Here is a 14816-nt window from a genome sequence, read left to right on the forward strand (position 1 = left end):
GAAAACGAGTCAATGCGCATGTGGCGCGCGGAAGTTGAGCGACAGTGCCCATCGGAGAATTCCGCCAACGGATTCAAATCGATGGCGGGAATGGGAATTTTTTGGCATGCCCCGACGGCAGCCAATGAACGATCTGGGCCCCGAAACTGAAGAATCGTCGGACCCGATCGTCGAATTCATCTGTGCCCATGTCATCGCCACTGCGCGCTTGAGCGCAAGCTGTTGGTGAAAGCGTTTGGCGCTGGCATGACCTTCGCTGTGATCCGCCGGCGCATGGCGATAGGCTGCGAGCCCATACAAACGCCGTAGGGTGACAAAATGCGGCGCGCACTTCCCATGTCTGGGCGATACAGATTGTCCTGATGGAGGCTAGGCCATGACAAACGACGAAGGCAGCGAGCGGCCGCGCAAAATCGTGCATGTGGACATGGATGCCTTCTACGCATCGGTCGAACAGCGCGGCAATCCCGACCTGCGGGCTGCCGGTCGCCGTCGGCTATCCTGCCGCCCGCGGCGTGGTGGCGGCCGCCAGCTACGAGGCGCGAAAGTTCGGCGTTCATTCGGCGATGGCTTCGGTCACTGCGAAGCGCAAATGCCCCGATCTGATCTTCGTCAAACCACGTTTCGAAGTCTACAAGGCCATCTCGTTGCAGATCCGCGCGATATTCGCCGAGTACACGCCGATGATCGAGCCGCTATCGCTCGACGAGGCCTATCTCGATGTTTCCGAAATCCTGAAGGGCACGGAGATAGCCACCGTCATCGCCCAGGAAATCCGGGCAAAGATCAAAGCGACGACAGAGCTCAGCGCCTCCGCCGGCATCTCCTACAACAAGTTCCTGGCGAAGATGGCTTCCGGTCAGAACAAGCCGGACGGCCAGTTCGTCATCACGCCGAAGAACGGCCCGGCCTTTGTCGAGCAGCTTCCGATCAAGAAGTTTCACGGCGTCGGGCCCGCACAGCCGAAAAGATGCATCGGCTTGGGATAGAAACACGCGCAGACCTCAAGGAGCAGACGCTCGAGTTTCTGGTGGAGCATTTCGGGAAGTCGGGGCCATGTTTCTACGGTATTGCCCGTGGTATCGACAATTGCCAGGTCAAGGCGGACCGGGTGCGAAAATCCGTCGGCGCGGAAGGCACGTCCTCGGAGGATATCCATTCCTTTGAGGCGGCTCGCGAAGGTCTTCAGCCGCTGATCGAGAAAGTCTGGAGTTATTGCGAGGCCAATGAGATCAGCGCCAAGACCGTGCCGCTCAAGGTGAAATATGCCGGTTTTTTCCAGATCACCCGGAGGGCACCTTTGCAAACGATCGGTGATCTCGAGGAGGTAGTCGGCTTGCTTCTCGCACCAATCTTTCCGCCGCGAAGGGGAATCCTCCTGCTCGGCGTTTCCCTGTCATCGTTGGAACGGCAGACGCTACAAACGGAACCGCAGCTGCGGCTGGCGCTTTAGACTGCCAGCATCGGCTGAACAGGAGAGGTTGAATGGCGCGTAACCCGGAATGTCCCTGCCGGCAGCCGGCGAAGGATTTCGCCTTCGGGTACCAGTCCGTCGAACCAGGCCAAGCGTTGCTCCCGTCTCAGCACCACCATCTGCCGGTCGTGAAACGGCGCAAGATCGTCATTCGCCTCGATCGTCAGGATGGCATAGGAGTCTGGCCAATCGTTGATCGCCGGCCGCCAAATCCCCGCGAAATAGAACCAGTCACCATTCGCGAGCGAGAAACTGAAGGTTCGGTGGCGAAACTCGGAAGCGGGCACCAGGCAGCGGTGGGTTGGAAATGTCCTTCCTTCCGATCGAACGACGTTCACGGCGCGCGCATCGCCGTCGCGCGGGCGCAGCCCCCACGGCAATTCCACCATCTCCACATCGCCGTCATGGCGCCTTATGATCACCCGGCGCTCGTCGAGCGGAGCGTCGGACTGGAAAACGGTCGCACTCGTCATAGTTAGAACATAGCAGGAACAACATCCCCACACAATCAGACCTGAGATGGAGGACGCATGTGCAATGATTATCGGCTGATGGTGGATGTCGCCTCGATCATCGAGGACTTCGCCGACCTGAAGATCAAGGTCCGTTTCGGCGAAGGCGCGCCGAATCTTGAACCGCGCGAGGACATCAAGATCACCGATGTCGGCCCCATCGTCAGAACGCTTGACGGAGCCCCGGATGAAGTCGAGCTCGTGCAGCGGCGCTGGAGCTGGCCCGGGCCGAACAAGCGGCCGGTGTATAATTTCCGATCTGAGGGTCGCGAGTTCAATTCCAATCGCTGCCTGATCATCGCCGACGGCTTTTACGAGTTCACCGAACCGAAGGACCCGAAGAAGAAACGCAAGGACAAATGGCTCTTCACCAAGAAGGACGAGCCGATCTTCTGCATCGCCGGAATCTGGCGTGAGACGCCGGAGGTCGGCCAGGCCTTCACCATTCTAACGATGGAGCCGGGAGCGGACATTGCCCCATACCACGACCGGCAGATCGTCATTCTCGAGCGCTGCGCCTGGGCCGACTGGCTCGACCCAACGGTGTCCGCGAAATCGCTGATCAGGCCGCTCCCCATTCGGACACTATCGGTAGAGCAGGTCGGCTGAACCGGAAAGGCTCCGGACGGGAGACTAAAGCGGCTATCATGCGATCAAGCCGAGCGCAAAAATCGCAGCCGTAACCTCCAGGAACTCTCGCGATATTAGCAAATCGTAATCCGCTCCCGACCTCAACCTAGGCGAGTAGACACCGATGCTCCGGTACGTAGCAGTATGCCTGTTTGTTATGTTGGATCGACCAATGCGCTGCCCGGCAACGACCTCGGACGTGTGCCAAACCGCCATGGAACTAGATCAATTAGCGGCTAGCGCTTTCGTAAGTTGACGCGACTTTCCCCGATACGGCGCATCGTCTGTCCCCTTGAATGGAATCAACCATGGGTCTCCTCGCCCGACTGGGTTCTGGTACGTCGCATAAGTATCGGTGGGCAGCGTAGCGGGGCGTTGATCGTTACGGACCGTGCCGGCTCTGTTCGGACACCCATCGCGGTTATCGCCGCCCATTGTTCGCGAAGGTCGGCCTCCGGCGCCAGTTTTTTAGCAGGGGTTCGAGCTACCGGCTGCGAGCCCATCTTTTCTTATCCATAGGGTGGATGATTGCTATCCTCATAATCGATTTTACCAATCTTGCTGAATGTTATTTAGGAGACCCTGAATGAAGGCCGGCGAGCGGTCGTCCGTAGTCCTACTGCTGCGCCTAGATTATTTCGGAGAGAACATGTGCGGGATTGTTGGCATCGTGGGGAATCAGCCGGTATCGGAGCGGCTGGTCGAAGCATTGAAGCGCCTGGAGTATCGCGGCTACGATTCGGCCGGCGTCGCGACGATCGACGCGGGAACGCTGCAGCGCCGGCGGGCCGAGGGCAAGCTGGTCAACCTCGAGAGCAGGTTGAGAGAGGAGCCTCTGGCCGGTACCATCGGCATCGCCCACACGCGCTGGGCAACCCATGGAGCACCCACGGAACGCAACGCCCACCCGCATTTCACTGAAGGCGTCGCCGTGGTTCACAACGGCATCATCGAGAATTTCGCCGAGCTCAAGGACGAGTTGGCGGCAGCAGGAGCGGAATTCCAGACGGAGACGGACACCGAGGTCGTCGCGCATCTTCTGGCGAAATACCGGCGCGATGGACTGGGGCGGCGCGAGGCGATGCATGCCATGCTGAAGCGCGTCAAGGGCGCCTACGCACTGGCCGTTCTCTTCGAGGACGATCCGTCGACCATCATGGCGGCACGCAACGGGCCGCCGCTGGCGATCGGCCACGGCAACGGCGAGATGTTCCTGGGTTCGGACGCGATCGCGCTTGCTCCCTTCACCAATGAAATCACCTATCTCATCGATGGTGACTGGGCCGTCATCGGCAAGACCGGCGTCCATATCTTCGATTTCGACGGCAATGTCGTCGAACGTCCGCGCCAGATTTCGACGGCTGCTGCCTTTCTGGTGGACAAGGGCAACCATCGCCATTTCATGGAGAAGGAGATCTATGAGCAGCCGGAGGTCATCGCCCATGCTCTCGGGCATTATGTGAATTTCATAGAAAATCGTGTCGTTCCGATTTCCGACGCCATCGATTTCGGCAAGGTCCCGAGCCTGGCGATCTCTGCCTGCGGCACAGCTTATCTCGCAGGCCTGATCGGCAAATACTGGTTCGAGCGCTATGCCCGCCTGCCGGTCGAAATCGACGTCGCGTCCGAATTCCGCTACCGCGAGATACCGCTGTCGCCGCAGTCGGCGGCTCTTTTCATCTCGCAGTCGGGCGAGACCGCCGACACACTGGCCTCGCTGAGATATTGCAAGGAGCACGGCCTCAAGATCGGCGCGGTGGTCAATGCCCGCGAGTCGACCATCGCACGGGAATCCGATGCGGTCTTTCCGATTCTTGCGGGCCCGGAGATCGGCGTCGCCTCGACCAAGGCTTTCACCTGCCAGCTTGCCGTCTTGGCCGCACTTGCGGTCGGCGCGGGCAGGGCCCGCGGAACGATCAGCGGCGAAGAGGAGCAAGCGCTCGTAAAGAGCCTTGCCGAAATGCCGCGCATCATGGGTCAGGTGCTGAACAGCATCCAGCCGAAGATCGAGAGTCTGTCGCGCGAACTGTCCAAATGCCACGACGTCCTTTATCTCGGCCGCGGCACCAGCTTCCCGCTGGCAATGGAAGGGGCGCTGAAGCTCAAGGAGATTTCGTATATCCACGCCGAAGGTTACGCCGCTGGCGAGCTGAAGCACGGACCGATCGCCCTGATCGACGAAAACATGCCCGTCATCGTCATCGCGCCGCATGACCGCTTCTTCGACAAGACGGTATCGAACATGCAGGAGGTGGCCGCACGCGGCGGCCGTATCATCCTGATAACCGACGAGAAAGGTGCAGCCGCGTCGAAGCTCGATACGATGCACACGATCGTGCTGCCGGAGGTCGACGAGATCATCGCGCCGATGATCTTCTCATTGCCGCTCCAGCTTCTCGCCTACCATACCGCCGTCTTCATGGGGACCGACGTGGACCAGCCGCGCAACCTTGCGAAATCGGTAACGGTCGAATGATGGCGCCACTTTCATAGTTGGCAACGCTCCTCCAGCAAACGTCGAATAGAGCTCAAGATGACGATATCTGCTCAGTGCAATCTCCAGAAACTGGCGTTCGCCACAACCCTGGCCGTGACCATCGTTCTTTCGCAAGGTCGGGCAATTGGGCAGGTTAAACACGGTAGCCCGATCGAGCTTGCCAAAGCCGACGTAAGCACCGCCGTCCGGCAAGACATGGCAAACGAAGTTCGTATAGTCGGCTCTCTAACGCCCATTCGACGTTCTACACTGACCTCGCGCGTGTCCTCGACGATTATTGAACTACCTGTTCAGATCGGGGACGTGGTCAATACCGGCGATCTCCTCGTCCGTTTCGAAAGGGGAGCTCTCGAATCGGCGGTGACGGGGCGAAAAGCAGAGGCGGATGCCCTTAGCGCGCAGACCGAACTCGCCGAGGCAGTGCTTGAGCGAAACACGCGACTGGGTGAACGAGGCGCGGCATCGGAGGCCACGAGGCTTGCTGCGCTGGCGGATGTGCTTGATCTTCGCGCGCAGCTAAGATCGAAACAGGCCGAGGTTTCGGACGCCGAACGATCGCTCTCCCATGCAGAAGTGCGAGCCGAGTTCGGTGGCGTTATTGCTGCGCGTTCGGTTGAAGAGGGCCAGACAGTTCCGCTGAATACCCAACTGATGACTATTGTCGAGCTCAATCGGCTGGAAGTTGACGCCGGTGTTCCCACAAGCCGCATCCCGCTCATTCGCCTCAAGCAGTCCGTAGAGCTGACGGTAGAGGGTTTTCCGGGCCGGACGTTTTCCGGAGAGGTCGCTCGTATCTCGCCCACCGCCGACGCCGGATCCCGTGCTGTGCGAGTGTTCATCGCCGTCGACAACGAGGAAGGCCTGTTGAGAGGCGGAATGTTCACCATCGGCGATCTAAGAGTAGACGACCAGAAGGATGTCATCGCACTACCGGCGGCTTCAATCCGACACGACGCAGATGGTTTTTTCGTTCTCAAGGTGGAAGCGGGCGTTTTGCAAAGGCGACCTGTCGGGCTCGGCAGGAGTTGGAGCGACCGTGATCTTGTGCAGGTGTCGGGAGTGAGTGAGGGCGATGTTATCGTAACCGCCCCATTGCCCGATCTCGTCGTCAATACGCCCGTGATCATCGAGGGCATCTGAGGGATGTTCCTCACACGTATCAGCATCAACCATCCGGTCTTCGCTACCATGATGATGGTGATGATCCTTGTCCTTGGTCTGTTTTCATATGGTCGACTCGGTGTCGATCACTACCCCGAGACCGACCTGCCAGTCGTAGTGGTCGCGACCACCTACACCGGAGCATCGCCCGAATCGGTCGAAAGCGAGATCTCACGGCCGATTGAGGCGGCGCTCAACACTATCGGCGGAATCGACACCATCACCTCGGAATCCTACGAAGGGCGTTCGATCGTCGTGGTGCAGTTCGAAGTCGATGTCGATTCACAAGACGCGGCACAGGAGGTGCGCGACAGGGTTGCGCGTCTTGAAACTAAGTTTCCCGACGGAGTGGCGACCCCTCAGGTCACGCGATACAAGCCGGAAGGCCAGGCAATCCTCTCTGTTGCAGTGTCCTCGACGAGCCGGACGCTGCCCGAAATCACCACGCTTGCCACTCGCGTGATCAACAATCGCCTGAGCGTTATATCGGGCGTCGGCCAAGTTTCACTGATTGGCAGCAGCGAGCGGCAAGTTCTCGTTGTTGTGGACCCTGATCGTCTCGGGGCCTACGGCCTCGCTGTCTCCACCGTCATCGAAGCAATCCGAGGCGAAAACCAGGATCGGGCGGCGGGAACGCTTATATCCGGCATCAATCAGCGAATCGTAACGGTCGAGGGACGCATTGCGAATACTTCAGGCTTCAACCGCATCATCGTCGCTCAAAGAAGCGGCTATCCCGTCTACCTTTCGGAAGTGGCAACCATTCTCGACACAGGCGCCGAAGTTACCAGCCTTGCAAACTACCAAGGCCAGACAACTCTCGGTTTGCACATCGTTAAGGTCCAAGGCGCCAACACGGTCGAGGTTGCGTCCGCAGTTCGCAGGGAGGTTTCCGCGCTGAACGCAGAACTGACAAAGGACAACGTCCAACTCACCATCACACGTGACAACTCCCGCCCCATTGCCTCCCAGGTTTCCCAAGTACAGCGAACGCTGGTCGAAGGAGGTGTTCTGTCAGTGCTGATCGTGTTCATATTTTTGAACTCCTGGCGATCCACGGTTATCACCGGCCTTACCCTCCCCATTTCAGTTATTGGCACATTCGCGGCAATTTACGCTCTCGGCTTCACGCTGAACATCATGACGCTTATGGCACTCTCCTTGTCCATCGGCATTCTGATTGACGATGCGATAGTCGTACGTGAAAACATCACTCGCCATCTACAAATGGGCAAGGATCCTGTAAGGGCGGCTCTGGATGGAACCAACGAGATTGGCCTTGCAGTGCTGTCGACAACACTGTGCATCGTCGCTGTGTTTCTGCCGGTTGCCTTCATGGGCGGGCTGATCGGTCGCTTTTTCCTTCAGTTTGGCGTTACCGTAGCCGTGGCCGTGGTCATTTCGCTCTTTGTGTCCTTTACTCTTGATCCGATGCTGTCGAGCATTTGGTGCGATCCCCAATCTCAAAAAACTGCCAAGCGAGGTTTCTTCGGGCAACTGATTGAGTGGTTCGATCAATGGTTCGAGGGACTTGCAAGCCGCTATCGCTCGGTTATCTACTTCACATTCGACTACCGGAAAACGACAATTGCTATTGTCCTAGGCATGTTTGTCGTCAGCCTGCTGCTTGTTCCGCGCATCGGAACTGAGTTTTTGCCGCCACCCGACCAGGGAGAAGTGAGCATATCGCTGGAAGCCAACGAAGGCGCTTCCCTCGATTACATGGCCGCGAAAGTCGGTCAGATCGAACGAGCACTGCGAGAATTCAATTATGTCTCCTCGACGTATTCCACTATCAATTCCGGGGAAATGCGTGGCTTCAACAAGGCCCTGGTGGCCGTGCAACTTGTGCACAGCAGTCAAAGGAGGCTGAAGACGGCGGAAACCCTCGGTCCTATCCGCCGGCGGCTTTCCAGGATCGCCGGCCTCGAAATCTCAGTCGGACAGCGTTCGGAAGTGGTCGGATCGATAAAGCCGTTACAATTGTCGATCCTCGGGGATGGTGACGAGGAGTTGCGACGGATCTCCGATCACATCACCTCGGTGCTTGCGGCCATTCCGGGCGCTACGGAGATCGAATCTTCAATCGAAAAGCTTCGACCAACGCTGGCTGTTCGGGTACGCCGCGAGGCGGCGAGCGATCTCGGCGTGTCGATCGCAACGATAGGCGATACACTCAGGTCACTAGTCGCGGGTGATGCAATATCTGTATGGAACAGCCCTGACGGAGAAACCCACGATGTCGTGGTGCGCCTCCCCGCCGCCGGCCGAGAGAACGCCGCACAGCTCCGTAATCTTCCAATCGCCACCGCTCGTATGGACGACAATGGCAAGCCGATAATGGTCTTACTGGATCAGGTAGCCGATGTCGTCGAGAGCACCGCGCCTGCTCAGATCACCCGCAAGGATCTGTCCCGGGACATTCGCATATCCAGCAACATTGAAGGAAGGACGTTGGGCGACGTTGTGGCCGATCTGAAGGCCGCGATGACAAAGATGGATATCCCAGTGGGGTTTCGAATTTCATTCGGCGGCGATGCGGAGAACCTGACCGAGAGCACCGCCTATGCACTCCAGTCGCTGGCGATGGCCGTCATCTTCATCTACATTATCTTGGCTTCTCAGTTCGGCTCCTTCATCCAGCCAATCGCCATCATCATGACAATGCCGCTATCCTTGATGGGTGTCCTGCTTGGCCTTCTGTTTACGGGCTCCACACTCAATATGTTCTCGATGATCGGCATCATGATGCTGATGGGTTTGGTGACAAAGAACGCGATCCTTCTGGTCGACTACTCCAATCTAGGCGTTCGCGAAGGCAAAAGCCTGCGTCAGAGCCTTGCAGATGCCGGAGCGGTAAGACTCCGGCCGATCGTGATGACGACCCTCGCCATGATTTTCGGTATGCTCCCAACAGCCCTGGGCTTGGGCGAAGGCGGCGCGCAGCGCGCGCCAATGGCCCATGCAATCATCGGCGGGTTGATATCCTCCACCCTCCTCAGTTTGGTCTTTGTGCCTGTCGTGCTGACTTATCTTGATGCCTTCGCCGGGCGCGTAAGGCGCTGGGTGCCTTCTCCTACTGGATCGAATGCTTCGGCTCAGCACGACGGGTCCGATAAGACTAAAGCTCCTACTTGCGCTCTCACAAGCCAGGATCAGTTAGGGACAACAATTATGTGAGGTCGCGTGCATGAGATTTCCCTTTCGGACGTGTCGAGCTTGGTTGGACAGGAACTCGGCACATCCAAATGGATCACCATCGATCAGGCGATGATCAACCTCTTCGCCGATGCGACCCATGACCATCAATTCATCCACGTAGATCCGAACCGCGCAGCGGCAGAGAGTCCGTTTGGCGGCACGATCGCTCATGGTTTCTTGACGCTGGCGCTTCTGTCGGTGATGAACTTCAGCGGTATGCCGAAGTTTCGCGAGCAAACCCTGGGCATCAATTACGGTTTCGACCGCGTCCGCTTCATCTCACCGGTCAGGACCGGCAGCCGTGTGCATGGTCGCTTCGTGCTTTCGGATTGCCGCTTACGCCGCGCCAGCATACTAATGACAGCCTACAACGTGACGGTTGAGATCGAGAACGAGAATAAACCTGCACTCACTGCCAACTGGATCGCTATCGCCCAGTTCAATCCCAAGGACCGGCCAAAAGCCGGTTGAGTATCGCTGCCAGCTTGATGAAGGTGCATGCATCCCGATGTTCTGGATGCACCCGCCATCGGAGCGCGAATACTCCTAGGAAACAGATCACGTCCCCCGGTGCGTCGGCGCAAGGGAATGGGATTGGAAGATGTTGGAAACTTCGAAGATCAAGTCGCGCGTTCCGTGATACAGAATTGTGAGCTTGTGCTGACTGCCCAGTTGGTCGAAGACAGGAAACCCGACGCGCATTAGCGGAGTGCCGAGACGTGCTGAAGCGTGCTGGCCGTGCGAATGCGTGACGAGAAGATCAGCATGGGTGGCAAGACTTTCCAAGTCGCCGAGATCACCGACCTGAATTATTTCCACCGGGACTTTGTGGAGGATTTTCGACGCACCTTTCGTGGTAACGGCTGCCACAATCTCGGCACCCAGGCAAATGAAGAACGTAGCGAGTTGATAGAGCTGGTCCGGCTCGGCTGCGATCGCAATCTTCTTGCCAGCCGAGTGGAAATGTCCGTCCAGGAGGGCGTCCTGCAGCTGTGCGCGGCGCCGGCGGACTTTCGCTGGCGCGGGCCGACCGGAAATAGAGGAAAGTAGCGAGACAAACCGGTCGACTGCATTTAATCCTGTCAGCGACTGAAACAGCACGTAAGGAACTCCGGTCAGCGTCTTCATCTCCTCTGCTGGACCGCGCATATGCTCACCAATCGCTATGCACTGCGCTGCTGTGCCAAGCTCGCGTATCTCCTCGACGCTGATGCCGCCGTATGTCGTCGGCACCCAGCGGTCATCGGGCACTATACCATCAAGCGAGCCAGAGAGGTCCGGCAGGATGATCGGCTTGAGCCCGAAGCTTTCTACTATATCGCGCAACTGCTCGATGTCAGCTATAGTGAGATTCCACCCCGGGAGGATTGCTATAGTTCTCGACTGCCGCTCCTGCTCGCCGATTCGTGTAATCGCTTTGATCATTACTGTGACAGCCTTGGCCCAACCCTCCTCCATAGCGCCGTCAAAATCCGGTGTATTGGCCAGCACGACGTCGGTACCTGTGAGTTCTTCCGCGCGCTCCAGCTTGATACTGGCGAGATCACCCGCCAGATCTTCGCCACGAGTTTCCACCAGCGCCGTGGTGCATATACCGATCAGCTTTGGCTTTGCGCGAATTTTGAGATTGAGGATCGCCTGCTCCAAATGACCCGCCCCGCCGAGGACTATTGCCACGTCGTCCATCGCGGTGGTTTGCAAGGGAATCGCTTCCTTGAAGTGCCTAACAAGAAGCACCAGTGCAAAGCTGGTGCAACCTTGACTGCCATGGAATAGCGGTATCGCACCACCGACACCAAGGAAGGCCAAGGCGCCACCCAGCGGCTGCGACGATTTCAGCGGGTTGATCGTTGCCCATTTAGTCTGAGAAAGGATGCGGACCATCAGCTTTCTTCGGTCTCACGACCTTCATGATCTGCCTGATGGCCTAACTCTGGGTTAGCCCCGATTTCTTGACCGTCATGCCAACGACGTTCGTGCCGATCTACATCTAGGCCGACCAGAACTTTGTGCCGTCGGTGATGAGAAGGGTTGGCTTGCCGTTTAGAAGCGGTCGCTACGCCTCCATTCTGATCCACACCGTTGCATTTCCTATCGAGAGCGTTACCTCGGTGAGAACCCTTGGGTCGGCACGCAGTGAGGCGGTATGTACTTTGGGAGAAGAACTCCCCGAAGCGTCTTCTCCCGCAAAATGCGGTCTCACCCAAACGTGACATGGTTCTTTTAGTCCCTGGTTGATACGCTGACTACGACATGCATCGGCAGTTGTCGCCGTTTTATGACCGGGAATCTCAAAACTCGTGCCAATTTTGTTAACTTCAGCTAAAGACCACTTTGTTGTTTGTTTCAGCTACTTATCCTCAGACGAGCTAAAGAGCTTAGCCAATCAAGCTCTGTCGCGGACCTCACAAACCCTACACCGGTTAGGGTTCCCCGACCCATTGCGGCCAACGATTCCGGGAATTAATGCCGCGAAGATCGCGTTTGCGGGTGGCTGATGCGAAGTTCCTCTCTTCAGTGTCGTTGCGTGGTTGCGTCTGTAGTTCACTGAGGCTCTATAAGCTCAAAGAGAGTACTTCATACGCTGACGAGTGTAACATGGATTGAGTTGCGTTGAGACGAATGCCGAGAAACAAAGTGCCTGAAGGAAGCGGCGGGGCGTCGCCACGACCCGAAAAGGCGGCTGGCTGAACAGGTTCATGATTCGAAGGGTGCGGCTGCTATTAGGAGCAGGACGTACGGCAATCAGTACGCGAGTGGGGAGCGCAAGAGTATACCCAAAGGCGCTATCAAGAGCGGCGGGTATGTCGCACCAATTTGGTCGATTGGACGGTTCGAACCGCAGGAGCTCCGGAGAAAAGCGAGGAGTTCTTGATCAACATGCAAGTTAATGCTCTTTGCAACGTTTAACAGGTGTCCGACTGAGGATCAATGCGCGACGCCTCTTGCAACAGTATCTCCCGCAACCAAATGTTTCCGGGATCAGTGTTGTGAAGGGCGGGCCACTGGACAGCTTCAGTGAAAAAGAGGGGTGGCAGCGGAGATGTGACAATGCGCAGTGGTACCGTTTTTTCGAAATATTTAACCAAGCGCAATGGTATAGTTGCTATGCGGTTAGTACCCGACAACAGGCGTGGAATTAAGGTAAAACCTGGCACAACAAGCTCGATACGTCTATTGAAGCCGTGCTCAAGCAATAGCCATTGCTCGACGGAGGGCTTCATTTCTCGTCCGAACTGGGCTGCAACATGCCCCATCGACATATAGGTCTCGAACGAGATGTTCCCCAGTAGCTTCTTGTTGGTGGGGCAGCCGACGCACACGAGTGCCTCGTCGAACAATTTCGCTTTGGGATGCGCGCTCGACATGAACACGTCTGGAAAAATCAGAAAATCAACATCCCCCCGCCGGAGAAGCTCATGGGGATCATCATCGAGAGGGAGCAACTCGAAGCTGACACCGGGGGCCTCGCGAGCCACGCGTTCCACGATCCTCGCAAAGAATACAAGTATCATGAAATCGGAAAGGATGATTCTGAAACGGCGATCCGACTGGGCCGGGTTTAGTGGATCCCAGGCAATGACGGAAAGCTGAATTTGCAGCAGGGCGTCGCGGACCGCGGGGGCGAGCGCCTCCGCACGGGGTGTAGGGACAAGTTCGCGGCCCTGCATCGAAAACAGCTCGTCGCCAAAATACGTGCGCAGGCGCGCGATAGCCGCACTCATGGCCGGTTGACTGAGGTTGATCCGGCGTGCGGCGGCCGTGAGCTTGCGCTCCGTCATCAGTGCGTCGAGCGCGACGAGGAGGTTTAGATCTAGGCCCCTAAAACGCATGTGCGGCATCCATATCGCAGATGATCGTTATCCAAACAATCAATTTTACCAATCTTGCAGAGTCCTATTAGAGAACCCTGAACTTAATGAAATCAAGGTGCGGCGCGAGAAAAGTTTGATAAGTACAGGATGGTCCAAATTTAGAGCCGTCGCCTAAGCCCTCGACCAACGGTCCAGCGCTACGGTGGCCTCCCCGGTGTGACTAGGCGGGTACACACCACTCTCGATCGTGCTTTGAAGAAACAACACACTGGAGTTCTTATATGTCCTTAAAAGTGCAGTGGAAACTATGCTGGGAAAATCAGCTGGAACGTGCAGACCACGAGGAGCTCTCAGAATTTTTTCGAAAATCCTATGGGCCCACAGGAGCGTTCCACGCGAAACCATTCGAGGGTGGCCGCAGTTGGGCGGGCGCGAGACCGGAACGCCGCGCAATTGCTTACGACTCGGTCGGGATAGCAAGCCACATGGGCGTGTTGCGCCGTTTCATTAAGGTTGGTGAGACTGATCTCCTTGTGGCTGAACTGGGCTTATACGCGGTGCGGCCCGATCTGGAGCGAATGGGCATCGCTCACTCGGTCGGTGCTTTGACTCCAACTTTGCGGGAGCTTGGTGTCCCATTCGCCTTTGGGACAGTTCGGCACGCCATGCGGAACCACGTTGAGAGATATTGCCAAAACGGGATGGCTAGCATTTTGACGGGGGTTCGAGTGCGGTCGAGCATCGCAGAGGTTAATCCCGATCTCCCTTCCACGCGCACCGAGGAGCCTCTCGTCGTGATATTCCCGGTTGGACGTCCGTTGAACGAATGGCCGCCAGGTACATTGATTGAACGGAACGGATCGGAGCTATGAAGCACCTCGATTACATACACGAGGTGCCGAGCAACTGCGATTACGGGACGGAAGATCCTAGTATATACCTGACCTTTGACGACGGCCCGAATCCACATTGCACACCGGAAATCCTGGATGTGCTGGCTGAATACGGCGTGCCGGCGACTTTCTTCGTCATCGGCACCTATGCGAAAAGCCAGCCGGAACTCATTCGACGTATCGTCGCGGAAGGTCACGAAGTGGCTAACCACACGATGACCCACCCGGACCTGTCAACATGCGGACCTCACGAGGTCGAACGTGAGATTGTCGAGGCAAGTGAGGCCATTATAGCCGCTTGTCCTCAGGCGGCCGTCCGACACATACGAGCACCTTATGGTGTCTGGAGCGAGGAAGCTCTGACAAGATCGGCGAGCGCTGGGCTGACGGCAATACATTGGTCGGCAGATCCGCGAGATTGGTCTCGGCCAGGCGCCAACGCGATTGTTGATGCAGTGCTTGCCTCGGTTCGGCCCGGTGCAATCGTGCTGTTGCACGATGGGTGCCCGCCCGACGAATCGGGAGCGCTTACGGGCCTGCGTGACCAAACCCTTGTGGCGATTTCCCGTATGATCCCGGCGCTGCACGAGCGTGGTTTTGCAATTCGCCCACTTCCTCCGCATCACTGAACAG

The 14816-nt window shown here is 57.4% G+C and carries 10 protein-coding genes and 1 pseudogene; 8 read left to right on the plus strand and 3 right to left on the minus strand.

From position 1 onward, the window contains the following. The first annotated feature begins 376 nt into the window (after positions 1-376). Positions 377-1453 (plus strand): annotated as a pseudogene (gene dinB, locus JOH52_RS29090) (DNA polymerase IV). On the opposite strand, the gene JOH52_RS29095 reads toward dinB, so the two are convergent. Further along, positions 1450-1947, minus strand: coding sequence for an SOS response-associated peptidase family protein (locus JOH52_RS29095; RefSeq protein ID WP_014531639.1), 498 nt, complete (start codon positions 1945-1947; stop codon positions 1450-1452). The pseudogene dinB and the gene JOH52_RS29095 overlap by 4 nt on opposite strands. Positions 1948-2004: 57 nt before the next feature. On the opposite strand from JOH52_RS29095, the gene JOH52_RS29100 reads away from it, so the two are divergent. From JOH52_RS29100 to nodN, 5 genes are all read left to right on the plus strand, one after another. After that, positions 2005-2595: an SOS response-associated peptidase gene (locus tag JOH52_RS29100; protein ID WP_014531640.1), complete on the plus strand. Its 591-nt coding sequence runs from the start codon at positions 2005-2007 to the stop codon at positions 2593-2595. Positions 2596-3265: 670 nt separating this feature from the next. Continuing rightward, entirely contained in the window at positions 3266-5092 is a 1827-nt protein-coding gene (glmS, locus tag JOH52_RS29105) for a glutamine--fructose-6-phosphate transaminase (isomerizing) (RefSeq protein ID WP_017272985.1), read from the plus strand. Positions 5093-5149: 57 nt separating this feature from the next. Then, on the plus strand, positions 5150-6253 hold the full coding sequence (gene nolF, locus JOH52_RS29110) for a nodulation protein NolF (RefSeq protein WP_014531642.1): 1104 nt from the start codon (positions 5150-5152) through the stop codon (positions 6251-6253). Positions 6254-6256: 3 nt separating this feature from the next. After that, positions 6257-9454, plus strand: coding sequence for a nodulation protein NolG (gene nolG, locus JOH52_RS29115; RefSeq protein WP_014531643.1), 3198 nt, complete (start codon positions 6257-6259; stop codon positions 9452-9454). Between the two features lie 6 nt (positions 9455-9460). Continuing rightward, positions 9461-9946 (plus strand): nodulation protein NodN, encoded by a 486-nt coding sequence (gene nodN, locus JOH52_RS29120; RefSeq protein WP_017267146.1) that lies wholly within the window; start codon positions 9461-9463, stop codon positions 9944-9946. A gap of 87 nt (positions 9947-10033) precedes the next feature. Here nodN and nifN read toward each other — a convergent pair whose 3' ends face one another. Together nifN and nodD1 are read right to left on the minus strand one after the other, a co-directional pair. After that, positions 10034-11359: a nitrogenase iron-molybdenum cofactor biosynthesis protein NifN gene (gene nifN / locus JOH52_RS29125; RefSeq protein WP_014531645.1), complete on the minus strand. Its 1326-nt coding sequence runs from the start codon at positions 11357-11359 to the stop codon at positions 10034-10036. Positions 11360-12381: 1022 nt separating this feature from the next. After that, positions 12382-13308 (minus strand): transcriptional regulator NodD1, encoded by a 927-nt coding sequence (nodD1, locus tag JOH52_RS29130; RefSeq protein ID WP_017271931.1) that lies wholly within the window; start codon positions 13306-13308, stop codon positions 12382-12384. Between the two features lie 263 nt (positions 13309-13571). Here nodD1 and nodA point away from each other — a divergent pair, with 263 nt between their 5' ends. Further along, complete coding sequence (nodA, locus tag JOH52_RS29135) at positions 13572-14162, plus strand: nodulation N-acyltransferase NodA (RefSeq protein ID WP_011970890.1); 591 nt, start codon at positions 13572-13574, stop codon at positions 14160-14162. After that, a complete protein-coding gene (gene nodB, locus JOH52_RS29140; RefSeq protein WP_014531648.1) occupies positions 14159-14812 on the plus strand; it encodes a chitooligosaccharide deacetylase NodB in 654 nt (217 codons plus the stop codon). Before nodA ends, nodB begins: the two co-directional genes overlap by 4 nt. Positions 14813-14816 lie beyond the last annotated feature (4 nt).

Source organism: Sinorhizobium meliloti, from assembly GCF_017876815.1.
GTDB classification, from domain to species: Bacteria; Pseudomonadota; Alphaproteobacteria; order Rhizobiales; family Rhizobiaceae; genus Sinorhizobium; species Sinorhizobium meliloti.